Raw genomic sequence first — 24,878 nt, forward strand, 5'->3', positions numbered from 1 at the left:
CACGATCGTTTTACCGAACTAATTTCGCGAGCCGACCCGTCAGGGCTTTGCGGGAATAGCGGGCGTGGTTGAGCGCAGGCAAATCCAGGTTGGGGTTGACGAGCCACTGAGCCACGAGGGTTTCCAGATGGTCGAGCATGGCGTTGTAGGCATCGTAAGGAATGGCTCGTCCGGCGCCACATTCTTCCAGCAAATTATCTGCGTCGGACCCCACAGGGCCAATGCAGATAATGGGCTTATTAGCAGCCAGATACTCAAATACTTTACCCGGTAAGATGCCAAAATTGGGCACCACGTCCGGGATTGCCATCAGCAGCACGGAGGCGTGCAGCAGGTGCGTCACCGACTCGTGGTGGGGCACAAAGGCCAGCAGTTCTGTAATTCCTGACAGCCCGTTTTGCGCAATCTGCCGCCGCACCTCTTCCGATACTTTGCCCACAAAACGCAGCCGCAACGGCACATTGGGGTGGCGCCGGGCGCACTCGGCGCAGGCCGCCAGAAACAGCTCGATGTGGTAGGTTTCGGTGATGGTGCCCGTGTGCGTAATCAGTAGACAGTCAGTGGGTGGCGAAGAAGGAACGTTAAAATCGCTTTCGTCGTAACCGTTGGGCAACACATGAAATTTCTTGGCCGACAGCTGAGGCGATTTGCCCAAAAAAAGCCGTTTGGTATCGGGGCTGGTAACCAGCACGGCATCAGCCTGTTCCAGTACTTGGCGCTCGTACCACGCGTCAAGCCAACGGGCTGGTGGGGTGTGATTTAGCTCCTTGTAATAGTATATATCCGTCCAAGGGTCGCGCAAGTCGGCCAGCCAACGCAAGCCGAATCGCTTCTTTAGCTCCAGCCCGATTAGTTGGGAAGAATGCGGGGGGGAGCTGGTCAGCACCGCATCGAAATGCTCCCCGGCGGCAATTAGGTCGCTCACCACTTGGAGTACATGCTTGTTCCAGCCGCGACGCGGATCGGGGATAAACACGTTGCCGCGCACAAACTTGAAAAAGCGTTGCTGCAAGCTCGTTTTGCTCTCGTTGGCAAAGCCGCCGTACGGGATCTGCTGGCGGCCGGTTAGCTTCTTGTAACTCCCAAATGGCTCGGACGTATCGGTGCGAATGACGCGTACGCCCGCCGGAATTTCCGCCGCCAACGACTCATCGAGGACCGGGTAAGCACCTTTATTTGGGTCGACGGTAATAACCGTTGGCTCAATGCCGCAACTCGGTAAGTGCTTGACAAACTTGAGGCTACGCTGCACACCTGCGCCTCCGGAGGGCGGCCAGTAATACGTAATGACGAGGAGGCGGGCAGGGGCCAAGGACGGGGAATGGAACAAGGTGAAAGCACGAAGGTAAGAAGTCGTCGGCTTTCGAGGTTTTCTGGCTAATTTTGGGAGCAATTCTTCGCGGCTTCTCGTTTCAATTTGCGAAGCAGCGCTAAAATGCGACAAGAGTTTGCGGCGCTTTTTGATTTGCCAACCGCATTATCCTTGCAAAAAACTTGTGCTGGCTTAATCTTCGTAATTTGAAGTAAATCAGCTTATTACAATACAACTACTCAGTACATCAACCGATGTTCGATAACTTAAGTACCAAACTCGATCGCGCCTTCAAGACCCTGAAAGGCCAAGGCAGCATTACCGAGATCAACGTTGCGGCGACCATCAAAGAAATTCGCCGGGCCCTTGTTGATGCCGACGTTAACTACAAGGTAGCCAAAGAAGTAACCGACAAGATTAAGGACGAGGCAATGGGGCGCGACGTGCTCACGGCCGTATCGCCGGGCCAGCTCATGGTCAAGATCGTGTACGACGAGCTTACCTTGCTCATGGGCGGCGAGAAGCAGGATATTGTCATCAAAGGCGATCCGGCAGTTGTGCTGCTGAGCGGTTTGCAAGGCTCGGGCAAGACCACTTTTGCCGGCAAGCTGGCCAGTTTCATCAAAAAGCAGAACCGCACCGTGTTGCTCGTGGCCTGCGACGTGTACCGCCCCGCCGCTATCGACCAGCTGAAAGTGCTGGGCGAACAGATTGGCGTGGAGGTGTATTCGGAGCCGGAAAACAAGAATCCGGTCGAGATTTCGCGCAACGCCATCGACTATGCCAAGAAGAACAATAAGAAAGTAGTCATCATCGACACCGCCGGCCGCTTGGCTATCGACGAGCAAATGATGCGCGAAATCGAAGCGGTGAAGAAGGCTATCAACCCTTCGGAAACGCTGTTCGTAGTCGATTCGATGACGGGTCAGGACGCCGTAAATACGGCCAAGACCTTTAACGACCGCCTCAACTTCGACGGCGTAGTGCTCACCAAGCTCGACGGCGATTCGCGCGGTGGGGCGGCTCTTTCCATCCGCTCGGTAGTCGAGAAGCCCATCAAATTCATCTCGACGGGTGAAAAGATGGAGGCGCTGGACATGTTCTACCCCGACCGCATGGCCCAGCGAATTCTGGGCATGGGCGACGTGATTTCGCTGGTAGAACGCGCTCAGCAGCAGTTCGATGAAGACGAGGCCAAGCGCATCAACCAGAAGATTCGCAAGAACCAGTTCAACTTCGATGACTTCCTCTCCCAATTGGAGCAGATCAAGAAGATGGGCAACCTAAAGGACTTGGTCGGCATGATTCCGGGCATGAGCAAAGCCATTAAAGACGTCGATATCGACGACGATGCGTTTAAGCCCATTGAAGCCATCATCAAAAGCATGACCAAGCAGGAGCGTGCACAGCCTGAACTCCTGAACGGCTCGCGTCGGCGCCGCTTGGCCAAAGGCAGCGGCACGGATATTCAGCAGGTCAACAACCTAATGAAGCAGTTTGAGGACATGCGCAAAGTCATGCGCACCATGAACAAGATGAGCCAAACCAAAGGCGGCATGCAGCAAATGGCCAAAATGATGGGCATGCGAGGCAAGTAATTGATAATGAAATAGTTACAAAAAGAGGCCCGAACGCTAGCGTTCGGGCCTCTTTTTGTAACTGCCGCAATGGTTCTTTCGTCGTCCAGAGCGCAGCGCAGGATAACAGGTGCGTTTAGCCTTAATAATCGGTGCGGCTTTCGTGCTTTTCCCAGGCGCGGAACCCTTCGATCGCTTCGTCGCGGAGCAGCTGCTGCATCGGAATCTGACGATCGGAGAGGGGCTTTTCGATTTCGTCGTAAATAAATTGATCGTCGAACCCAATAGCCGCGGCATCCTGCTTGGTGTTGCCGTAGAACACCCGCCGCGGGCGCGCCCAGTAAATCGCGCCCAAGCACATGGGGCAGGGCTCGCAGCTCGTGTATAGGTCGCAGTCGTTGAGCTGAAAAGTGCCCAGGGCCGCGCACGCCTTCCGAATGGCATCTACTTCGGCGTGGCAAGTAGGGTCGTTGGTGCTGGTAACCTGGTTGAAGCCGCGGGCAATGATCTGGCCGTCGCGCACGACAACGGCCCCAAACGGGCCGCCAAATCCGGCTTGCATTTTTTCGATAGAAAGGCGAATGGCTTCGCGCATAAATTCGTCGCGGGGAGCTTCCATGAGTGGCGTAGTAAAGAGCAGGAAATAAGCGCAAGGTACGACCCCGCCGCCCAGCAGGGAAGCGGCCGTAGCGTGCTAGACGATTGCAGCAGCGACATTCCTGATATGCGCCGTGCTGTCGGGGCGCTTATGCATGAATGGTATGCAATAAAAAGGCCACCCAGTACTACTGGGTGGCCTTTCTGTAAGAGTAGCGGAAACGTTAGTTGCGAACCAACGGCAGCGTCACGTTTGTGCCAGCTCCCTGGATGCGTACGATGTACGAGCCCATAGGCAACTGCTGGACAGAAAGCGGATGCGCCTGGGCACCTACTACGGTTTGCTTGCTTAGTGCGCGCCCCGTAAGGTCCAGAACCTGAACCTGATACGTGCCAGCGGCCAAGCCCGTCAGATCAAGGGTAGCAGCGCCGTGGGCCGGATTGGGATATAAGGCAACGGCGGTCAGTACCTGCTTGTCGAAGGTCACGAAGCGAACCGGGCTGAAGGCCGAAACGCCGTCGAAATCAACCTGCCGCAAGCGGTAGTAGATGGGCTTAGCCGACCAACGAGCGGCGTTGGTATCGGTGTACCGATATTCCGTGGCGTGCGTGCTGTTGCCCTGGCCTTTAACCGAGCCGATCTTCTCGAAGGTCTTGCCATCGAGCGAGCGCTCAATTTCGAAACGGTCGCTGTTAACTTCCGTGGCCGTTGACCAGGTGAGCAAGCCATCCTGACGAACAGCCGTTGCATTAAACTGCTTCAACTCAACAGGCAGTGGCTTAACGATGGTTACGTCTTCGCCAGTGCTACTAGTTGCCGCATAATTAACACCGGGAACTGCTGTAGCTACTACATTCTCATATGTAGTGTTAGCACCCGTGGCCGCAGCGGTAGTAGGGCTAACCAAGCGGGCTGCTGTGGTGCGTGTAGGGTCAGCATAAACAGCGTTGGCGCTGGCTTGGTAAGCGGTTCCGTTTACGGCAGTTGAAGCGATTGTAGCTTGGAAGTCGATGTTCAGTGTAGCACCGCCTGGAATCGTGAAGCCACTGAAAACAGGGGTTGATGTAGTTGAAGCGGACACTGTATAAGCGGAGGCCGCTAAAGTTGTCGAACTGCCATCAGCTAAAGTCAACGTCACTACGGGAGCCGAAGTATTATCATAGCGAAACAAAGAATTTAGTGTTGCAGTCGTACTCACACTTGAAGCCCCACCGCCTGTATTGGAAATGGTAATCGTGTAAGAGGCTGGGTTTACACCGTTGCCCGAACGGGTTACGTTCGGGGTTGAAGTGGTTAGCGTCGTAGTTAGCGTTGGCAAGCAAGCGGTAGTGCCAGCGATAGTTCCAGCTGGAGTAGCAGTTTGAGTTGTGCTGATAGTAGTGCCTGTGCCAGCGCTTCCAGTCCCAGCAGATGCTCCTCCAGTTGCAGAAGACCCTGTTTTTAAACCTGCGTTTGCATAAACACGCCCGCCGCCGCCGCCGCCGCCGCCGCCGTAACTGGCAGCGCTTACATTAAGAATTGTACCAGCACTTGTGCTGCTGGATGCAATACCGCCTGCTCCTCCATCGGCTTCTACCGTTAGGTTACCAAGCCCAGTAGTAGCTGTCGAAGTAGTGGTTGTCGAAAATAACAATACTGACCCCCCAGCGCCGCCGCCGCCTACACCTTCATCTGTTTGATCGCTTGTGCTGTTGCCATTCGCAGTTATAGAAGCTGTGCCAGAAACTGAACCAGTGCGCAGAATAATAATACCTCCGCCATTGGCTCCATTGCTAGCGTTATTGTTCGCAGTATTAATGCTACCTGCGCCGCCGCCGCCGCCCATGAACAAGCGACTGGCTGTTGCTCCTGAGGCAGCGTTCCCACCTTGGCCGCCAGCACCAAAATTATTGTATTTACCTCCACCATTATTAGCAGTACGGATACTTGCTGCACCGCCATCACCCCCTGCGCCGCCGTTGCCGCCGCCGCCGCCGCCAGTATTGTAGCTATTATCAGTTGGTTTTCCATCTGTAGCACCACCGGCTCCAGTACCTGGGTTGCCTTGCGCTACGCTGCCGTTCAGATAACCTTCTACGCCAGTGTCGATGGAAGTGCCGTTTACGTTGACAAAGCGGGGAGTTCCAATGGTGCCTTCGCCTTTGGCGCCGTGTGCTCCTGCAGTAGTAGCAGAGGCAATGTTGCGGTAATCGGTATCTGCATACCCTGTTACTCCAGTGTAAGTTCTGCCGCCGCCACCTCGGTAACCGCGCCCGTTCATATTCAGCGAACTTGGTGTAGTAGACAAGAAGGAAGTTTTTCCTACTACGTCTATTGCAAGCACACCACCTACTGAACCGTCCCACGGTGCTCCAGTTACTGTAGCAGCAACTGTAGCAGTACCGATGTTCAAGGCCGAGTACTGAGGTACTCTGATAACCTGAAACCTGCGTTGGCCGGTTGTAGTGGATGTAGTGGAGTAATCGGCGTTGCTATAAGTATTAGTCAAAGCCGACTTGAGCTGTAAAGTACCCCCGCTGGCTGCCGTCACAGAATTCATGGCAACAGCGTATTCGTAAAGGCCAGCAGTATATGAAGTGGGAGTGCCGCCGTATGTAGTCCCGTTTGCGGTGACAATGGCTCCGCCTTGCATTTGCATTACCAACAATAGATCTCCAGGAGCAATGTCGATAGTACCTGCTCCAGCAGGTGCCAATGAAATGCTGGTTCCGCCTGTACCGGTGGTAGCATTGAGGCCTTTGAAGTAAGTATTTGGGACAGAAGAGCTTGTTAAATTCCCTATTCCGTCCTTACCGGGAGTAGCACAACCGGCGACAGTACTCGCACTGCTCGTAATGGAGGTGCCTACTGAGGCCGAGTTATTAACCGAGTTAGGATCAGGTACAGAGTTGCTTGTGCTACGGGCAACTCCACCAAGGGCGGTGCCTGTAGTTGGTACAGTCACGGTTACGAAATTGTCAACTGGGCTTGCATTTGGAGCAATGCTGGCAATCGTGGCAAAAGTTACTATTCCACTAAGAGGATCGTATGCGGCTCCAGTGGGTAGTGTTACGCTGTTTGATGGTAGATTAGGGGTTAGCGTCAACGTAGGAATTACGTTTATTGCTGTTTCAACGCCTAGGTTCGTAGTGCTAACGGTGTAAGTGATCTTAGAGCCAGGGTTGGCTGAAGTAGGTCCGCTTACACTCGTTGCAAGATCAGCCCCAGTTACTATGACCGAAATATTAGCTTGATTCGAAAGCGTATTTAGAATATCGCGAATGGTGTAAGGGATAGTAGCAACTCCAGCAAAAGTGCTGAGAGGAGTGAAAGTTACAAGTCCATTCGCATCAACTGTGAAAGTGCCTTGTCCAGCAACGGTTTTGGTGCGGTCAACAGTGGCAGTAGTAGGGTCCAAATCCACAGTTGCTACATCTAAGCTGCTGCCAGGCGCTTGGTCATTCGACGTTACATTGCCAGAGACTGGCGTACCGTAGCGTGTACCGAAACGGTCATCATTGGCAATCGCTGGCCGCACAATGGCTAAGTTGCGAATCTCGTGCACGTTGGTTGAGCCTCCCGTAGAGCCTGAAAAGCCAATGCGTAGGGTAGGCGGCGGCGGCGGAACTTCAATGTTGCTTAAAGCAGTAGTTACGGCGTTGCCATTCTGAATGCGCACTGTAACACGGTACGCTGGCGTACCACTGCTATTGGTAAAGGGAATGAAGTCGATGAAAGCCCGGCGATAATCGGTACTACCTGATTGGGCACGTGCAGTTGTTACATCTAGGCTAAGACCCGTTAGAGTGCCGCTGCTTGCAATGTAGGGATACTCTGTTGCCGCAGTTCCATTGCCTGCACCACGAATCGTAATAGCGTCGGGTATTGTGCCGCTCGCAACATAACCGCCTGAGCGGCCTTCGCTACCATTGGCATAGTTACCGTACTCGTCAATTCCAATCCCGATGTAGCCATTTGATACACCAGGTGCAGTAGTCGTAACATTATTGGTTGTTGACGTGCGCTGGGCATAGCCTAAAGATCCACCATCAGCTCCAATACGAAAAGTTGACGTAGACCCGTCAATCAGATATACACTAAAGCCGTCAGCACCAGTACCGCCATAGGAAAAGAATTCAAACGAAATACTAAATCCTTGAGGTGCTGGGAAAGTGCTCTGATCTATGGCTGTACCAGCCAAGTTGAGATTCGCGGTAGTCAGGCGTAGGTAGCCTGCTCCATTGGCATCGGCCCCGGTTGCGGCTGTAAGTGCTGCATTTCCATAAAAGTCAAACCCATTCGCCGTGTTGCCTTTAAACGACTCTACGCGCGGAAACTGTGCTTTGGCCTTTTGTTGTAAGCCAAACGCCAAGGCAAGTGGCAACAGCAGCTTACTTGTTTGTCGTAACCAAACTGGCCCACGATTTAAAGAGGGAAGAAGTGTTCTCATAGAAAATAGTTGGGATGAATTATTTAAAGCCTGACCACTGCCCACTCTGAATAATCTTATTTATAGTCAACAAATAAGATTGAATTGCACAGAGTAAACAATTGCTTCTAATTGATTAAAAGCAATTTGACAAATATATTTAATGACTTAAATAAAGAAGCATAAATGACATTAATAAAATATATATTGGAATATTCATAAAAAATAACTTTGGGTAAAGAACATGTTTCAATCTTTTGGCCCAATAGTTGTTAGAGACAGAAATGAAAGAATAGTTTTTTAGGTGTTTTGGTTGTGGAAAAGGGGGCGGCTGGTGGTCGCCCTTTTTTTATGCCCAAACTGCTGGCATCTCTTCAACCGAATTGCTTTCGTAAGCCTTGCCCAAGTTGACGTTTCAGTAGGTGTATAAACGCAAAAAAGCCCTGCCGATGAGACAGGGCTTTTTTCTTCTGTAAAGAGATAATCTAGTGTGTGATCGTCAGTCGCTGCGAGCTTACTTGCTTGCCGCTCTGAACTTGCAGAACATATACGCCTGCGCTCAGCGATTGGGTCGGAACGGAAAACTGGTTTGTACCAGCCTGTACGCTCTGGCTGAACTGCGCCACTTGCTTGCCCTGCGTATTCGAGATCGTTACAGTAGCTTGGCCCGCTTGGGCGAAGGAGCTGCTGATGTTAACATGATCCTGCGCTGGGTTCGGATAAAGCTGGACGCCGGTAGGAGTAGCGGTGCTAGCCTTAGCATCAGCGAGTGTAGAGAAGGCAGCGCTGGCAGAAGCTGAAACAAGCGAAGAGCCTTGGCTAACAAATTCTACATCGTCGAAGAAGAACCACTGGCCGGCATTGGCATAAGAGTAGAAACCAATTTCGCACCTGCCGTTGGTAACCTGGATGTCTCTGATCTCGATCTGGGACCAAGAACCGTTGATGCCGTTTGCGGTGGTTACCGGAGGCGTAGCCTGCAGCTCATTGCCACCGTAGTTTTTCGCTAGCATCCGAGCAAACTGTCCGCCGCTGCTTTTGGTCCAGGCACGCAAGGTGTAGGTGCCATTAGGCAAGTTGCTGATAGTCTGATAGGTGTACACCTCGTAAGCACTGGTCTTGTACTGCGACCCATGATATGTACCCGAATGTGTGCCGCCTACCGTTTCCGTGTAATCGGCATCGGAGTTGGTGCCTGTACGGCCACCCCAGGTTTGCCAGTTGTTGGGGCTTTGCACGGCAGCGTTGTTGGACTCGAAGCCAGGGTTTACCACGAGGTTCGTGGAAGACGACGGCGTAGAAATCGTGTTAGGAGTCTGAGTTGCCGTTGCGCTGCGGAACAATGCCGAAGCAGGCACCACTTGCTTGTCAACACCCGGGCCTTGGTATTTCACAACCAGGGTTTCGCCGCCGTCGCGTTCGAAGAAGGTCACGGTCAGGGCGTGCTTGCCGGCTTTCAGACCGATGGCGGCGCCGCGCTCCTGGTTGGCGTGCACGCCGTTGTTGTCGACTACGAGTTGGTCACCGATGAAGAGCTGGCTGCCGTCGTCGGAGGAGGTATAGAAGGTGTACTCGCCGTCGGTGGGTACCTCGATGTAGCCCGTGTAACGGAAGCCGAAGTTGTCGTTGCGGTTGCGCGGGCTCAGATCGAACGTTGACACGGTGCCTTGCTTCACAATGGCTTGACCGTTGAAGTCGGGCAGGCCGCTCCAAGTGCCTTCGTGGTAGCTGTAGGCCAAGCCGTTGACTACGTTACTCGGGTTGTCAGCCGGGCGCAGGTTAGCCAACGTTGGAGCTGGAGCCGAAGTTTGAGTACCCGTTCCGTTGGTCGGACCAACCGCTATGTTGTTGTCCTTCAGTTTCTTCTGCCACAACGCAAATTCGTTGGCTTCGGTGTCCCGGGTAATGGGATTTGGCAGTTCTGTGTTCAGATCGTACCGGCTGGGCTCTGCCGCATCAGGCAGGTACTGATCGTTGCGCATTTTGGCACCGTTGGTTCTTCTGTTTACGTAGCCAATGATGTTGTCATGGGCCCGGTTGTTGAAGAAGGTGCTCATTCGCGAGCCGTTCAGAATGTAGATACCAACACCTTGTGCAGCAACGTATTCGCCGTTCGGCATGTAACCCGATGCAATGATGCGGTTGTTGAAGATCTCCATGTCGTGACCGGCGGCCACGCAAATGCCTTGGTTGGCCGTGCTGAGAATCTGGTTGTTGAACGCTTTGATGAATCCGGAAGACTCGCCAAGGTCGGGGGTAGCGCCGTCACCCATCATGATACCGCCCCCACCATAGTCGGTGTTAGAAGCAGGATTGCTGGGATAAGCACCCTGAATAAAATTGTTGTGGAATTGCATCGGGCTATCCGACGTACCGCTGGAGTGGTACATGTTGATATTTTCCTCGACGCGGCTGTTAAAAGGATCGTTGATTACCTGGTTCCAACCAATCTCAACACCGCGAATACCTTTTACGCTCACAAATTGAGCGAACTGGACGCGTTCCTGGCCACCATTGCGGTAGCTGCCGTCGATGTTTTTGGCTTGGTTGTAGAGAATCTTAACCGTCTGATTAGGCGAGTGATCGCCCTGGTAATCGGCCAGGTAGATGCCGGAAGTCTGCTCCATGTAGCAGTGCTCTACCCGGATGTTTTTGAAGTTGCCGGCGTCTAAGAAGCGGCCTTGACGAATGTTGTCGCCGTTGGGCGTGAGAGCGTAGCCGCTGGTGTTGCGTACGGTTACGTCGTTGCCGAACTGGTGGGCCCGGATTAGGATGGTACGGCTGCGGATAATCGAATTCTCGATAATTACCGGTTCAGACGTATTGATGCTTACTGCAGGTGTGTTTGAATCTTGGCTTTCCCAGTTACCACTATAAGTACCACCTTTGGTGATAACGAGCGGTCCGCTGAACGAAGTGCCACTGGGCTGGGCGAATGAGGAGGGGGTTACGCCGGCAACGAGCAATACCCACAAAAGGACCGCCATATACGGTGCTGTCCGACGATTGGTTGAGTTAGTAAGTTGCTTTCTGAACATACGCAAAAGGTGAAGTGAGAAAGAATTTGAGGTGAAGCGGTAGTGAAAGAATTAGAGCAGTTTCTGATACAAAATTAGATGTAACCTTTTGTAGTCATGCACGTTGCACCAAAATTTACACATTGTCGAGCTATATAGACACCTAGAAATTGTTCATTTTATTCAATTTTTTGTCGCGCCATTTTAAGTGCTGTTTTACAAGCCATATCGCCTCCTGTAGAACCTCGACAGTCATTTGATTGACCGAAGTTTCGCCTAAATTTTGTCCATCCTGCCCCAGCGAAGTGCTATTACAAAATAGTTGTGTGTAGCTACAGTAGTGGTTCTATGTAACTACATATAAACAAGGAAAAATTGCCTTTTTTACTGAGGCGGTCTGCCGTATTTGTTTTTACTGTCGAGCTAAGAACCTCCAAAAGAGGCCGCTATTTTTATTTCCGTCCTGAACCGAAAATTTTCGTAGAATCCGATCAACCAACTGATCCGTTTCCTATGCAAACCACCCGGTTAGAACACGACTTTTTGGGCGAACGCGCGCTTCCAGCCCAAGCTTATTATGGCATCCAGACCCTGCGGGCTCTCGAAAACTTCATGATTACGGGTATTCCCTTGCATGCCGAGCCGCTGTTTGTGCAGGCGCTGGCGTATGTGAAGAAAGCCGCGGCGTTGGCCAACCGCGACCTAGGCGTGCTCGATGCTTCCATTGCCGAGGCCATCACGCAAGCGTGTGACCGGGTGCTGACAGGTGAGCTGAACACTCAGTTCCTAACCGATATGATTCAGGGTGGGGCAGGTACGTCGGTGAATATGAATGCCAACGAGGTAATCGCCAACGTAGCCCTGGAGCTCATGGGCAAGCAAAAAGGCGAATACGAATTCTGCCACCCCAACAACCACGTCAACTGCTCGCAATCGACCAACGATGCCTATCCGACGGCTTTTCGTATCGCTTTGAATAACAAGCTGGTAGGGTATCGGCAAGCCCTGGAGCAGTTGGCGGATGCTTTTGCCCAGAAAGGGGAAGAGTTTCAGAATGTGCTGAAAATGGGCCGCACGCAGCTCCAGGACGCGGTGCCCATGAGCATGGGCGACGAGTTCAAAGCCTTTGCAACTAACCTGCGCGAAGAACTGCTGCGTATTCAGGATAGTCGCCAGTTAATCAGCGAGATAAATATGGGGGCTACGGCTATCGGGACGCGCGTAAACGCTCCGGCAGGCTACGCCGAGCTAGTAACCCAGCACCTGCGCGAGCTGACCGGCCTGGATCTGGTGCTGGCCGGCGACCTGATTGAGGCTACCTACGACACGGGGGCGTATGTGCAGCTGTCGGGGGTGCTGAAGCGCACGGCAGTGAAGCTATCCAAAATCTGCAACGACCTACGGCTGCTTTCCTCGGGTCCGCGCTGCGGGCTGGCCGAAATCAATTTGCCGCCGCTGCAACCTGGTTCCAGCATTATGCCGGGCAAAGTCAATCCGGTAGTGCCCGAAGTCGTCAACCAGACGGCCTTTTACGTGATCGGCGCCGACCTTACCGTAACGATGGCCGCCGAAGCCGGTCAGTTGCAGCTCAACGTTATGGAGCCGGTGATCTCCTTTGCCCTGTTTACTGCCATTTCTTATATGACCAATGCCTGCCACACGCTGCGCGAAAAATGTGTCATCGGCATTACGGCCAACGCCCAACACACCGAGCAGTTGGTGCGCAACAGCATCGGCATCGTGACGCAGCTCAACCCGGTGCTGGGCTACGAGACCACGGCCGACATCGCCAAGGAGGCGCTGCGCACCGGCAAATCGGTGTACGACATCACAGTAATCGAGCGCCGCTTGCTTACGCAGGCCAAATGGGACGAGATTTTTACTTTCGAAAACCTGATTCGCCCGCACTTTATTCAATAGCGACCGCTACAACCCATCCTCCTGCAAGACTTGGAGTATGTCTATCTTGCAGGAGGACAAGTAGTTGCAAAGAAGGCTGGCTATTCCGCGGCATGGAAAGTTGATGGCGGGTGTCAGAGGAAAGGCATTTTGCCCATCTTTATGGCGCTATTATCCCATCTATGGCCCCTGTTAGGTTACTTATAGTGCTTATTGTGTTGTTAGCAGCTGCAAGAAGCGGCCGGGCGCAGGGCCGTTCTCCGGCCGCAGCGCCGACTTCGTCCGACGCACAGTATAAACTGCAGGTGAGCCTGACTTTGCCCTCGGCAGTTGGCGTCATTGGCGATTATGCCGGCCTGTTGTTTTCGAAGAAAAAGGAAAAGCAAAAAAACGCCGAGCACCTACCGCGGACGGGCAACCCCGTGGTGGTTTTTACGGTGCCCGTTCCCAAAAGCTGGGCCAACGCGGCTAAAAAAGTCGCCCGTGATAATCCGTAAGGGCAACTGGTGTAATTCTGCTTTATGCTGTAATTTTCAGGATGCAGCGCCGCGGCGATACTGCTCCCGCGAAACGGCCCGATTCCTTCTGTATAGCTTCCAATAAGAATAATTCGACGGCCAAGTTGAAATAGTCGGGGCACTCCCGCTAGCTTTGAGCAAAGCGGCTGGGTACCGACGTGCAACTCGAAAGCTGTATTTTGCAAATGCTTGATTATTAATTGATTGTAAACTAATACACGGCCCTCGACTTGACTTCAATTATGAGTGTAAACGGCGCGATATTGTTTGCGATCCCCATTGCCTTGCTGATTGTGAGGTCGTTGCGCCGCTTTCTGGATCTGCCAAAGCGCTTACCCGGCTGGGACAAATTTCTCAACAGCATCTGGATTCCGGCCATTGTTCTGTTTCTGATTGCGTGGGCTTTTAAGCTGAAGACCAGTCAGTTAGACGAAACCTATTTTCTCTTTGTATTTGGGGTGGTCGTAGCGGTGCTGGTGCAGGTGCGCGACTATCGGCCCGCCCGCACGCTGTTGCTGGCCATTGCGCCTTACGTACTGTACTCGGCCATCGAGCTGCTGCTGGCCGTAACGGACTGGGACCTGCTGAAGCGCTACGACGGCTTTTTCGATAATTCGCGCGGGTTTGCCGTCATCTGGCTCATCACGTTCATCCTGATCGCGCGAAACCAGAAGAAACACCTCGAAAAAGAGCGTTTGCAGCGCGAAGAAGAAGAAAAAGCCAAGCAGCTCATCGAAGCCCAGAATGCTGAGCTCGAGCGCCTCGTGGCCGAACGAACCGCTACGCTCACCCAGCAAGCCGAAGAATTGCGCGATGCCCTGACCGAACTCCGCGCGATGCAGGCCCAGCTGGTACAAGCCGAGAAAATGGCCTCATTAGGCGAGCTGACGGCTGGCATTGCGCACGAAATTCAGAATCCGCTCAACTTCGTAACCAATTTTTCCGATGTATCGGCGGAGCTGGTCAGTGAGCTGGAGGAGGAGCAGCAACGGCCGGAACGCGACCCCGGCCTGGAGGCTGAGTTGCTGGACGACCTGAAGCAGAACCTCCAGAAAATCACGCACCACGGTCAGCGGGCGGCCAGCATTGTACGGGGCATGCTCGAACACAGCCGCGCCAGCACCGGTGAGCGCCAGCCCACGGAAATAAATAACCTCGCCGACGAATACCTGCGGCTGGCTTACCACGGTCTGCGCGCCAAGGACAAGACCTTCAACGCCACGCTCGCCACCGATTTCGACCCTGCCGTCGGGCCGATCGAGGTGGTTTCGCAGGACCTTGGGCGCGTGTTACTGAACCTGTTTACCAACGCTTTTTACGCCGTGCAAAAACGCAAAGAGGCGTGCCCCGACGCCGGCTACACCCCGACGGTTACGGTCAGTACGCATCGCAACACGGCGACGGAAGTAGAGATTCGGGTCTGCGACAACGGGCTGGGCATTCCGGAAGCGGTGCGGGCCAAGATCTTTCAGCCCTTTTTTACGACTAAACCCACGGGTGAAGGCACGGGCCTGGGCCTCTCGCTCAGCTACGACATCATCACCAAAGGCCACGGCGGCACCCTCACGGTCAAAACCCAAGAAGGCGAGGGTACCGAGTTTATTATCACGCTGCCTGCCTAAAACACAACTTAACCTTCTGATTATACTAGCTAGCTTTGTAATCGATGAAAATACTGGTAGTAGACGATGAAAAGGACGTGCGCGTCCTGTTTGAGCAGCGTTTCCGGCGGGAAATTCGTTACGGTCTGTTTTCCTTCTCCTTTGCATACTCCGGCGAGGAGGCGCTCTCGTACCTGCACGAACACGCTTCGGAAGTCGTCCTGATCTTATCCGATATCAACATGCCCGGCATGAGCGGCCTAGAATTGCTCAAGCAGATCAAGAAAGAATACCCACCCGTTCCGCCGCCGCAAGCGCCTTTGGTCATGATGATCACGGCTTACGGCGACAACGAAAGCTACGAACAAGCCATGCAGCTGGGAGCCAACGACTTCCTGACTAAGCCCGTGGACTTCGGGGCGCTAAAAGAAAAACTCATCCTGATAGCGAACCATGAAAACTAAAATCTTGGTAGTCGATGATGAGGCAGATTTAGAGCTGCTCATTAAACAGAAGTTTCGGCGCAAAATTCGGGAGAATATATACGAGTTCGTGTTTGCCAGCAACGGCCAAGAAGCCCTGGACTGCCTACGCGATCATCCCGATATGGACATCGTCCTGAGCGACATCAACATGCCTGTGATGGATGGCCTGACGCTGCTCAGCAAGCTGCCCGAAATCAATCCGATTATCAAAACCGTGATGGTATCGGCGTACGGCGACATGGAAAATATCCGCACGGCCATGAACCGGGGCGCTTTCGACTTCATCTGCAAGCCCGTGGATTTCAACGACTTGGAACTGACCATGGAAAAAACCGTGCAGCAGGTCCGGCAGCTCCGCGAGACGTTGCGCGCCATTCAGGAAAACAACATCCTGAAGATGTATGTGGACGAAACGGTGCTCAACTTTATGGGGCGCCCCGATTTTGAGAAGACGCTCATGGCCAGCGAAACGGTGCAGGCCACCGTCGTTTTTATCGACATCTGCGGCTTCACGTCGCTCTCGGAAACCCTGTCGCCAACCGAGGTAGTACAGATGCTCAATACCTATTTCGATCAGATGGTAACGGAGGTCATGGCGCAGGGCGGCCGCATCGATAAGTTTATGGGCGACGCCGTGATGGCCGTGTTTCGCGAAGAGTTTCACCTCGACCGTGCCATCGACGCGGCTTTGGCTGTACGTAACGTGCTGCAAGCCAACCACAACATACTGCCCGACGGCTCGACGTACCAGCCGCAGGTATCCATCGGCATCAACACCGGCGAAATGGTGTCCGGCAACATTGGTTCGGCCTCAATCAAGCGCCTCGACTACACCGTCATCGGCGATACCGTCAACGTGAGCCAGCGGCTGCAATCGGTAGCCCAGCCCGGCCAGATCATCATCACCGAAGCCACCTACAAGAAGGTCAAAGAAGCGTTTCAGTGTGTGCCCCTCAGGGAAGTAGTTCTGAAAAACAAGGTAAATCCTGTGATGATCTACGAGGTATTGGCCTGATAATGAAGTAGATAAGAAATTACTTAATTTGCGGGCAGCGGTAATGAGGCGATCCAGTGCCTTTACTACCGCTGTCCGTTTTGTTTACTGTGGGAGCTGCATTTTGTCGTTTTGCCGGCGCAGGCGCTGGCAGAGCACCCGCAGGATGTTGCGCAGTACTTCGCCGCGCTCTTCCATCACGTCGTAAAAATCTTCCTGATCGAGGCGAAAGGCCATGACGTTGCTCTTGGCCACGGCCGACGCGGAACGAGGCTCGGCGTCGAGCAGGGCCAACTCCCCAAAGAAGTCGCCTTTGTGGAACGTCGCTAGCCGTTGAGTGCCCGTAAAGATGTCGACTTGGCCGTCGTGCAGAATGAAAAGGGAGGTACCCAAATCGCCCTTCGCAAAAATCTGCTGCCCCGCTTGGAAAGTTACTTCCTTCATGATCGGGACAATACTGCTCAGCACGTTTTCGGGTGTTTCGGCAAACAACGCTGTGCTTTTCAGAACGGCCACGCGTTCGGCTGCCGAAATACGGGAAGTAGTTGCTGCATGGTTCATAACCTGTTCTTGAGTAATTAATTGATTATCAAATAGCTGTTGATAGGCGCTGGGTTGTGTTCCGGATAACTCCTGCAGGGCCTTGAAAGCACTTTCCCGAACAACCGGGCTTGTGCTGTGCAGGTGCGGAACCAACGCAAGTGCGCAAGCCGCCGACGGGTGCCACCGGCTCAACGCGACACTGACGGTCCAGTCGGAAAAGGCCGTTTCGCCCCGCTTTACAATGCTTTCCAGAATCGGAACCGGCGGGCTGGGACGGTCGCTGAGCAAACGCTCGAACAGACGGACCTTGTGCGCCGGCGTGTCGGGGTCGAGCAATGCCTGCAAGCCCTGGTAGACGTGCCGGGGGATCAGATTGTCCAGAATTTCCAGCGCATTGGCTTGCCGTTCGCGGGCGGCGTGCGCCACGCCGCGTTGGGCATCGGAGATGATCTGGGGCGGATAAAGCTGAACCAACACCGCAAAAATGCGCTGCTGAACTTTCGTAAGCTCGTAGTCGAGGCTGTGAGATAGGGTCGCATCGGAGGTGCTTGCCTGGCCGCGCAACAGATGATGAGCCAGGTGCAACTCCTCCTGAATAAGCGCCTGATAGACAACCGAATCGGCGAGGTTGGGGGCAAAATTGCGCAAAGCCCGCAGGGCTACTTCCCGCCGAAGTAAATTGGGCTGTTGCGCCAGTTGCAGTAGCGCTACTCGGCTGACTTCCAGGCGAATGCGCCCGCATATCTGCGCTGCCCGACGCACCAGTGCCTCGTCGGTACCGGTGGCAAGCACGGCCGTAAGCTGCGGCAGGGCGGCGGCACCCAACTCGACGAGCCTTTCCGTAGCGGCTTGGCGCTGGGCCTTGTCACTTAGGGAGTTGAGAAGCTGACTGATCTCTTCAGTATTCGACGAAACACCGGCTGTGTGCTGGGCTGAGCCATTAACCGCACGAGTTACCGGCCCGGTCCAGCTTTGCACCGTGGCTGTTTCTGTAGCGTCGGCAAAGCGCCGGCTGAGTGCGTGCTGAAGCTCATCGAGGTAATGGCCGTAGGAGCGGTGCAAAAAGTACAGCGCGCCGATCATAAACAAGCTCATCCAGGCGAAGGGAGCCCATTCGTTGAGCACAGGTACTTGGTGTAGTGCAAAGAGCAGCACACCGGCCAAGCCCATGCCCAGCGGTTCGTATAGGCCCTTGGCCAGCGTGTGGGCCTGCAAGCGCTCGGGGGGCGACAGAGGCTGAAAGAGAACCAGAAAAACCGGGTCGAAGATGGCGCGTCGCAATACTTCCATCATCAGGTAAAGGCCGCAGAAATACAGCAATAACATGCCTTCGCCCGCATTGCCAACACGCAAGCCCCCAAACAGCAGCAAACCCGCCAATACCGTAGCCGGAAGCGCAATCAGCATCCAACGCACCCCCACTTGGTCGAGGGCCACGCGGGAAACCAGAAGTTTAAACAACGTGGCTGACAAATATGTGATAACCAGTACGTTGCCTACGTATTTCATCACGGACGTCTGGTCGTGAAATTTATGCTTGACGTTGACGAAGAAGGAATACTCGACGCCCGTCGTGACGGCTGCAATGGCCAGCATGCTCAGACTGATGGAGAGCACCAGGCGGCTGTCGCCAAACCAGCGTTGCAACATCGGCGCCACCGACTGCTGGCGGGCGGCCCGCGCGGTCGGGCGGGCTTCCACGAGGTGGGAGCGACGTGTTATCTGCAACGTGAACAGCGCGGCCAGGTACGCTCCGAAAGCCGTGAGCAGCAGCCACAACAAGTCGGTGTGGTGATGAATCAGGATGGCTAGCACGGCGCCCAGCGCTTTGGCGGGCATATCGCCGGAGCTGATGACACTGAACAGGCGTTTGCCTTGTCGCACGTCGAAGACCATCGCCGAAACCCCCCAAAACTCCAGGTTGGTGAGCAGGTAGATAACGCGATAGCCCGCCATAATCGCTACCGCGGCCGCCACCGAGTGCCCCATCACAATCAGCACGCCCAGCACGCCGGTAAGGGCTACTACTGCCAAGAGTACCCGCACGGCAAGGTGCTGGAGCGGAAGATGGTGTTCGTAGTGCGCGTAAATTTTGCCGGCCGCAATCATCGCCAGGGCGGCCACACCGTAGGCCAGGGGCAGGTTGCGCTCCGGCTGATTTTCAAGCAAAATCACGTTGGCCGCCACATAGACCAACACAGTGCCGATGCCCAGCAGGAAGTTGTGCAGAAAAAACAGCCCAACCGTGCGCCCTTCGCCGGGGCGAATGCCGAGCAGTTGGTGCCAACGTTCGAGTAGTATCATGCCAGAAGGAAAGGTGATGCCTCGCAGCCTCAAGTATAACCGCAAGATAGTGCCCTGATGTGCACAGTTTCGGATTTTTCCTGTTATTACGGCATTGATACTTCCTGCTGCCTACCATCATGGACTGCCGACGCGCCGAAACGTATGTGCTCAATGAGTTGCGCCAGCATCTCTCGCCTACGCTCTACTACCACGGCCTGCATCATACCCTCGATGTCCTTGCGCAGGCCCAGTCGTTGGCCGAGGCCGAGGGCGTTACCGACGCCGAGGCGCTGATGTTGCTGCGCACCGCGGCCCTTTATCACGACAGCGGTTTTATGACCACCTACATCGGGCACGAAGAAGCCGGTTGTGAGCTGGTGAAGCGCACCTTGCCGGGTATGGGGTATTCGGCGGATCAAATCGAGTTGATTTGTCGTTTGATCATGGCCACGAAAATGCCGCAGAACCCCGGCGACCTCCACCTGGCCCAAATCCTCTGCGACGCCGACCTCGATTACTTGGGTCGTCCCGATTTCTGGCCCATCAGCCAGACGCTGTACGTGGAGCTGCAAGCCCGCGGGATGGCTCCGGATGAGCAAAAATGGAACGAAGGCCAGGTCGATTTTCTGCAAGGGCACCAATACTGGACGGCTTCGGCAACGGCTCGCCGCGAGGCCTCCAAACAAGCCCGCCTCGCCGAAGCGCAAGCCCGTCTGAAATAACAGTCAATTGCCTTGCGAACTGTGAGGATCAGCTGATTATAAAACAAAAAAAGCAACCATCTGATTATCAGATAGTTGCTTTTTTTGGGTGGTAACCTAAGAATAGGTTACCTGCTGGTCAGCAGTGGCTTACTTAACCAGAACCAAGCGCTTGGTTTCCACTTTGCCGTTGGTGGTCAGGCGGCAGGTGTAGATCCCCTCGGCCAGCGTGGCGCCATCCACGGTGAACTCGTAGTCGTGACCGCTTTCGGCTACGCCGTTGTAGAGCGTCGCTACCAGCTTGCCTACTGCGTTGTAGATCAGCAATTGCGCCTTGCCGGTTTCTGCCGAGCGGAAGTGCAGCACGGCCCGGTCGGTGAAGGGGTTGGGATACGCCTCGAACACGTTGGCGGTAGCTTCGGTGGTCACGACGCTGGCGGCCGCTGTGGCAGTTAGGGTGCTAGCCGAGCAGTCGCCGAGCTGTTCTTTATGACCAACCAAGTGATCGGGCACTTCGCTAACCTTGACACAAATGGTTGATCCTTTGTGGCACAGAACCACTTCGTCGTTCTTTTTGCCGCAGCGCACATCAACTACTTTAATCGTTACCGGCTTGGTAGCGGTGCAGCCCGTTTCGCTGGTAACCGTGACGGTATAGAGGAAAGTGCCCGGCTTCGTAGCCGTAAAGATCGGGTTGGCAATGTCGGTTTTGCTGAGTCCAGCCGGACCGCTCCAGCTGTAGCTCACGCCGCCGGAGGCCGTCAGCGTTACGCTCTGCGGACCGTAGCCAATGTAAAGATTGGTCGCAACGCCGCCGGTGTACACGTCAGAAGAAGGCTTTGGCGTGATGACAGGCGTCGGGATTATGCCTTTTACAGTGACATCCGCCGTCTGGCTGGCTACGTTGCCGTGAATGTCGGTGACGGTCAGGGTTACTTTGTTGAGGCCGATATTATCGCAGGTAAAGGTGCTCTTGCTCAGCGTGATCGAAGCGATTCCGCAAGCATCGGAGCTGCCCTTGTTGACATCAGCCGCCGTGATTGAGAAGGTGCCTTTGCTCAGGGTCACGGTCAGGTTCTGAGTCAGGACCGTAGGAGCCTCTTTGTCCTGTACCGTCACGGTGAAAGTTCCCGAGTCGGTGCCGCAGCTGTTAGTAGCTGTAACCGTGACCGTGGTAGCGCCTACCGGGAAGAAGTACGGAGAGGTGATGGTCGTGGTCACGCCATCTTTCACAATGCTGTATACGAACTTGGGAGCAGGAGAACCCGTGGCCGTAGCAGCGAAAGCAACTGAAGCGCCGCACTTACCCATTTCGGTGTTGGCCGTCGGGATGGTTGGTGCGGTTAGAGAAGGAGGGGTGGTAATGGTTACCGTGGCAGAGCCTGTCAGAGCAGCGCCAGTGCAGTTGCCATCCGTTAAGGAAGTCAATGCATAAGTGGTTGTCTCTTTGGGGGTTACGGTTAGGGAGTAATTTCCTTCAGCATCAACGTCAGCAGCCGTTACGGTTAGGGCCGCCGGGGCAGCCGCACCGTTAATCGAGTAGCCAACCGTCCAGGGAGCAACACCGGTCAGGTGGACCGTCAGCTTGGTAGACGTGCCCACACATACCGTAGCGTCGCCGGTCAACGTAGCCGTTGGCAAGGCCCGCACAGTTACTTGTTGGGTGTAGGTATCGGAGCAAGCGCCCTGGGTAATGGTCAGGGTAGCAGTATAAGTGCCCGCCGCCGCGTAGGTGTGGCTGATGTTGCCTTTGGTGGTGTAATCTACTTTGCCATCGTTGTCGATGTCCCAAGCATAGGTAGCATTCGACTCAACAGTTGTCGAGGCATCCTTGAAGGCCGTAGCCGTACCGGCGCAAACCGTAGTGGCTGTAAACGAAGGCGTTGGCGCAAGGCAGGTCAGGCCCGTACGCACGACCCGGTAGGTAGTGCCCACCCGGATGCCGTCGAGCAACAGGTTGGGAGCCAAGGTATTGCCACCGCCCTGACGCAATGCTACCGTGCCAATGTCGGAAGGCGTACCCGTGGTTTCCAGTGCTTCCACTGCGGCAGTTGTCGGTTCGGCGTTCACCGCGGGGTTGATGTACAGGCGACTCGTGGTGCCCGTCTCATCAAACGAATACTTTACAACCAGGAGGTAAGTCTCGTTCAGGTTATATTCTTCGGTGGTGTAAAGGATGTTGGTGCCGTTGCCGCTGATACCAAACTGCACTTTGCCCGTGGTAGGTCCTTTCTTGACGTAGACCCGGTTCTTGAAGTTAGAGCTCAGGATCGTCGGTCCCAGGTGGAAGAAATAGTCACCCGTACCAGCGCTCGATACTTTCACCAAGAAGGAGGCGTACACCGGCGTGCGGGCGTACACGGCAGCAAACTGACGGTTAACGTCTTGGCCCGTCGTTGTAATGGAGGCTGTATTGCCAATGCTGCCGGCACCGTAGCCTGCATAGGCAAGACTTGGTGCAGTTACGGCGATGGCGTTAGTAGTGCCGCCGCTGTGAGCCGCCCAGCCGTTGTTGGTCAGAAAATCGCCCGAGTTATAAGCAAAGTTTTCTTCGAGCAGCATAGTTGCCGGCACCGCCAGTGTTGCCTGGGCCAACGTTCCGGGAGACGAGGTCTGGTAGTTTTCGGCGAAGGGTGTATTGTTGTCGTTGTAGTCAAAAACGGCAAACGTGTAGGTCGTGTTAGGGCGCAGGTTGCGAACTGTTACCGTATCGGCAGTGCCACCATACACCACATAGTTGCCAACACCTACTTGGGTGCCTTGGCCGAAAGCAGTGTTGGGAGTATACGTCGTAGCGTCCACGGGGGCAGCATCTACGGCGCTGCCCAGGCGGGCCAGAATCAAATGCTTCGTGCCGTCGCCACCCGTTAGGTTCAGCAGCAGCGAAGTGCTGGTGACGTTGGAAGCGGTTAGGGCAGAGTTCTTGGTAGGCTCGGCAGCAAGCGGCACCGTTGCCGTGACCAGCGTAAACTCCTGCCCGTAGGCAGTGCCCGCGCTGGTTGTGGTGGCATAGGCCCGCACGTAGTAGGTAGTGCCGGGCGTCAGGCCGGTGATGGCGCTGGTGAAGGCGCCCGAACCCGTGCCGTCGCTGGTCTTGAGCGTGCTCAGGACTGGGTTAGGCGTTTTGCCCCACACCACACCGCGCGCCGTAATGCCGCTGCCCCCGTCGTCGGGTATGTTGCCGCCGGTTGAGGCGCTGGTGGGCGTAATGTTGGTAAGCTCCGCCGTGCTCACGGTTGCCGGATATACCGGAGCCGTGCTGGTGCCGCTCACGGCAACCGATTGATCGGCCGCGCCGCTGCTGTTCACCGGGATGGTCGCCTGATACGCCTGGGCCGCCGTTGGGGCAAAGCGGACGTCGATGGTAGTAGTATTTACTGTGCCGTCGGTCGGTTGCAATTGAATAACACAGCAAGCAAAAGGCTGCGTGCCCGTACGAATCTCAAATCCGGCCGGAGGCGTGATGGATATGGGAGAAGACAAGCCTGTGCCGCTCACCGTGAAGCTTTGCGGGCTGGTCGCCGCGCCTGCCACTACAGCGCTGAAAGCAGGTAACGTCGACACGGAAGTGATTATCTCCGGCTTCGTAGCCGCAGGTATGGTGATGGTTACGGGCGAACTTTCACCAGTAGCTGATCCGCAAGTGCTTGATAAACTGGATTTTGCAACTACATAATAGGTGCCGGCTGCGCCAAAATCGGAGCCTTTGGGCTGGTAGATTGCGCTAGTAGCACCGCCGATAGCCGTTGTGAAAGGCCCTGAAGCACTGGTGCTGTATTGCCAGGTAAAGGTTGAGCCCGAAGCCGCCTTGGCCGTGAGGTTAGTGCCTGTTCCTGTAAGCGAGATAGTTTGAGCGTCGGGAGGTGTTACTGTAACCGGGTTGGTGGTAACGCTCTGAGAAACAGTAAGGTTGGTGCCGTTGTTGGAGCCGTACGTAGCTGGGATATCGTTTACTACCCGAATCCGGTAGCCGGTTCCGCTGGGCGTACCGGCCGGAATGATAGCCGCAATAGGGGAGGTGCCGCCGCTGCCTATAATGTTGTCGGTGGCATTGCTTGGAAACGCCCCCGAAGCATTCGACAGCTGCACTTTGAAAGTGCCCGTGAAAGTACCGCTGCTGGTATAAGCAACGTTGAATGAAGTACTTCCCGAAGCAGAAGTAACGCAGAACGGGCTGTTGTAAGCCGAGGCTGTGGTAGTGATGGTTGGCACTGGAGTACCCGTTGAACCAGCAGTAACGACTACGTTGTCTAGGCTGATTTTGGGGCGGCTGCCAGTAGTACCGCCGGCCGAGGTCACGAGAAAAAAGCGGATTTTGGCAGTGGCATTATTAGAGAAGCCTGCAGGTAGGGCAATGGAAGTTAAGTTGCCTGAAGCAGCTACGTTATTGGTAACCACTACACTTGAGCCACCTAGGTCAACAAAGGCTCCGCCGTCGCCGGTGTTTGTTTGGAGCTTGAAAGTAGATCGCCGATCGCCGGATGAGTTGTTGACTTCGGCCCAATCTAGGCTAATGGTTCCGGCGGTGACGCCTGTAAAATCTAAATAAAGATCGAAAGCAGCTGCGTTGCCGCCATCAGGAGAGGCACCGGTTGCCAGAAGTACGATTGCGCCAGTGCCTTTTTGTACGCCCCCCCCAGTACCGGTAGCAAAAACTTTGGTCTGATTAGGCAAAGCAGGGCTGGTCTGCTGGGGGGCGAACCCAAAGCGATTGGCACCTAAGCCTAAGGCAAAGTTGTCGGTCCAATTGGCAACATCACCAAAATTCTCTGTGTATGTTCCGGTGGCCAGCTGATGCGGTGTCTGACCCCAACTCTGGTGCGCACCGAAGAAAAACAGAAAAGCAAGCAAAGCTGGCAATTGCCCAAGCTTCCAAGCGTTTTTATAAAAACTTGTCATACAGACGGTTATGTCTTTGTAAGAAAATCTGGGAAGTTGC

13 protein-coding genes are annotated in these 24,878 nt (G+C 54.7%); 7 read left to right on the plus strand and 6 right to left on the minus strand.

Annotated features, from left to right (window positions below; genetic code table 11):
* Positions 1-10: 10 nt before the first annotated feature.
* Positions 11-1,312, minus strand: coding sequence for a glycosyltransferase family 4 protein (locus tag H9I52_RS05820; protein WP_222940407.1), 1,302 nt, complete (start codon positions 1,310-1,312; stop codon positions 11-13).
* 254 nt (positions 1,313-1,566) lie between these two features.
* Here H9I52_RS05820 and ffh point away from each other — a divergent pair, with 254 nt between their 5' ends.
* Entirely contained in the window at positions 1,567-2,910 is a 1,344-nt protein-coding gene (ffh, locus tag H9I52_RS05825) for a signal recognition particle protein (protein ID WP_139513487.1), read from the plus strand.
* Positions 2,911-3,031: 121 nt separating this feature from the next.
* On the opposite strand, the gene H9I52_RS05830 is transcribed toward ffh, so the two are convergent.
* From H9I52_RS05830 to H9I52_RS05840, 3 genes are all read right to left on the minus strand, one after another.
* On the minus strand, positions 3,032-3,508 hold the full coding sequence (locus H9I52_RS05830; protein WP_187453053.1) for a nucleoside deaminase: 477 nt from the start codon (positions 3,506-3,508) through the stop codon (positions 3,032-3,034).
* A gap of 202 nt (positions 3,509-3,710) precedes the next feature.
* On the minus strand, positions 3,711-7,916 hold the full coding sequence (locus H9I52_RS05835) for a T9SS type A sorting domain-containing protein (RefSeq protein WP_187453054.1): 4,206 nt from the start codon (positions 7,914-7,916) through the stop codon (positions 3,711-3,713).
* Positions 7,917-8,380: 464 nt separating this feature from the next.
* Positions 8,381-10,882, minus strand: a complete 2,502-nt coding sequence (locus H9I52_RS05840; RefSeq protein ID WP_187453055.1) for a PA14 domain-containing protein — start codon at positions 10,880-10,882, stop codon at positions 8,381-8,383.
* Positions 10,883-11,425: 543 nt separating this feature from the next.
* Between H9I52_RS05840 and aspA the strand changes: the two genes are divergently transcribed.
* From aspA to H9I52_RS05865, 5 genes are all read left to right on the plus strand, one after another.
* Positions 11,426-12,832 carry an aspartate ammonia-lyase gene (gene aspA / locus H9I52_RS05845; RefSeq protein WP_187453056.1) on the plus strand — a complete coding sequence of 469 codons (1,407 nt, stop codon included), beginning with the start codon at positions 11,426-11,428 and terminating at the stop codon, positions 12,830-12,832.
* A gap of 284 nt (positions 12,833-13,116) precedes the next feature.
* Complete coding sequence (locus H9I52_RS05850) at positions 13,117-13,308, plus strand: hypothetical protein (RefSeq protein WP_187453057.1); 192 nt, start codon at positions 13,117-13,119, stop codon at positions 13,306-13,308.
* A 284-nt stretch (positions 13,309-13,592) separates the two neighbouring features.
* Entirely contained in the window at positions 13,593-14,951 is a 1,359-nt protein-coding gene (locus H9I52_RS05855; protein WP_262385946.1) for a sensor histidine kinase, read from the plus strand.
* 44 nt (positions 14,952-14,995) lie between these two features.
* Positions 14,996-15,394 carry a response regulator gene (locus tag H9I52_RS05860; RefSeq protein ID WP_139513480.1) on the plus strand — a complete coding sequence of 133 codons (399 nt, stop codon included), beginning with the start codon at positions 14,996-14,998 and terminating at the stop codon, positions 15,392-15,394.
* Positions 15,384-16,430 carry an adenylate/guanylate cyclase domain-containing protein gene (locus tag H9I52_RS05865; protein WP_139513479.1) on the plus strand — a complete coding sequence of 349 codons (1,047 nt, stop codon included), beginning with the start codon at positions 15,384-15,386 and terminating at the stop codon, positions 16,428-16,430. The genes H9I52_RS05860 and H9I52_RS05865 overlap by 11 nt, the downstream gene beginning before the upstream one ends.
* A gap of 84 nt (positions 16,431-16,514) precedes the next feature.
* On the opposite strand, the gene H9I52_RS05870 is transcribed toward H9I52_RS05865, so the two are convergent.
* Positions 16,515-19,256 (minus strand): cyclic nucleotide-binding domain-containing protein, encoded by a 2,742-nt coding sequence (locus H9I52_RS05870; protein WP_187453058.1) that lies wholly within the window; start codon positions 19,254-19,256, stop codon positions 16,515-16,517.
* Between the two features lie 119 nt (positions 19,257-19,375).
* Between H9I52_RS05870 and H9I52_RS05875 the strand changes: the two genes are divergently transcribed.
* Positions 19,376-19,960, plus strand: a complete 585-nt coding sequence (locus H9I52_RS05875; RefSeq protein ID WP_187453059.1) for an HD domain-containing protein — start codon at positions 19,376-19,378, stop codon at positions 19,958-19,960.
* A gap of 129 nt (positions 19,961-20,089) precedes the next feature.
* Here H9I52_RS05875 and H9I52_RS05880 read toward each other — a convergent pair whose 3' ends face one another.
* Positions 20,090-24,838, minus strand: a complete 4,749-nt coding sequence (locus tag H9I52_RS05880; RefSeq protein WP_187453060.1) for a PKD domain-containing protein — start codon at positions 24,836-24,838, stop codon at positions 20,090-20,092.
* Positions 24,839-24,878: the final 40 nt, after the last annotated feature.

Source organism: Hymenobacter sp. BT491, assembly GCF_014349165.1.
GTDB lineage: Bacteria > Bacteroidota > Bacteroidia > Cytophagales > Hymenobacteraceae > Hymenobacter > Hymenobacter jejuensis.

Excerpts from the sequence above, each read along its gene's own strand:
- H9I52_RS05830 (WP_187453053.1), bottom strand. The coding sequence starts at position 3,508 with ATGGAAGCTCCCCGCGACGAATTTATGCGCGAAGCCATTCGCCTTTCT.
- ffh (WP_139513487.1), top strand. The coding sequence starts at position 1,567 with ATGTTCGATAACTTAAGTACCAAACTCGATCGCGCCTTCAAGACCCTG.
- H9I52_RS05875 (WP_187453059.1), top strand. The coding sequence starts at position 19,376 with ATGGACTGCCGACGCGCCGAAACGTATGTGCTCAATGAGTTGCGCCAG.
- H9I52_RS05865 (WP_139513479.1), top strand. The coding sequence starts at position 15,384 with ATGAAAACTAAAATCTTGGTAGTCGATGATGAGGCAGATTTAGAGCTG.
- H9I52_RS05880 (WP_187453060.1), bottom strand. The coding sequence starts at position 24,838 with ATGACAAGTTTTTATAAAAACGCTTGGAAGCTTGGGCAATTGCCAGCT.
- H9I52_RS05840 (WP_187453055.1), bottom strand. The coding sequence starts at position 10,882 with ATGGCGGTCCTTTTGTGGGTATTGCTCGTTGCCGGCGTAACCCCCTCC.
- aspA (WP_187453056.1), top strand. The coding sequence starts at position 11,426 with ATGCAAACCACCCGGTTAGAACACGACTTTTTGGGCGAACGCGCGCTT.
- H9I52_RS05860 (WP_139513480.1), top strand. The coding sequence starts at position 14,996 with ATGAAAATACTGGTAGTAGACGATGAAAAGGACGTGCGCGTCCTGTTT.
- H9I52_RS05835 (WP_187453054.1), bottom strand. The coding sequence starts at position 7,916 with ATGAGAACACTTCTTCCCTCTTTAAATCGTGGGCCAGTTTGGTTACGA.
- H9I52_RS05870 (WP_187453058.1), bottom strand. The coding sequence starts at position 19,256 with ATGATACTACTCGAACGTTGGCACCAACTGCTCGGCATTCGCCCCGGC.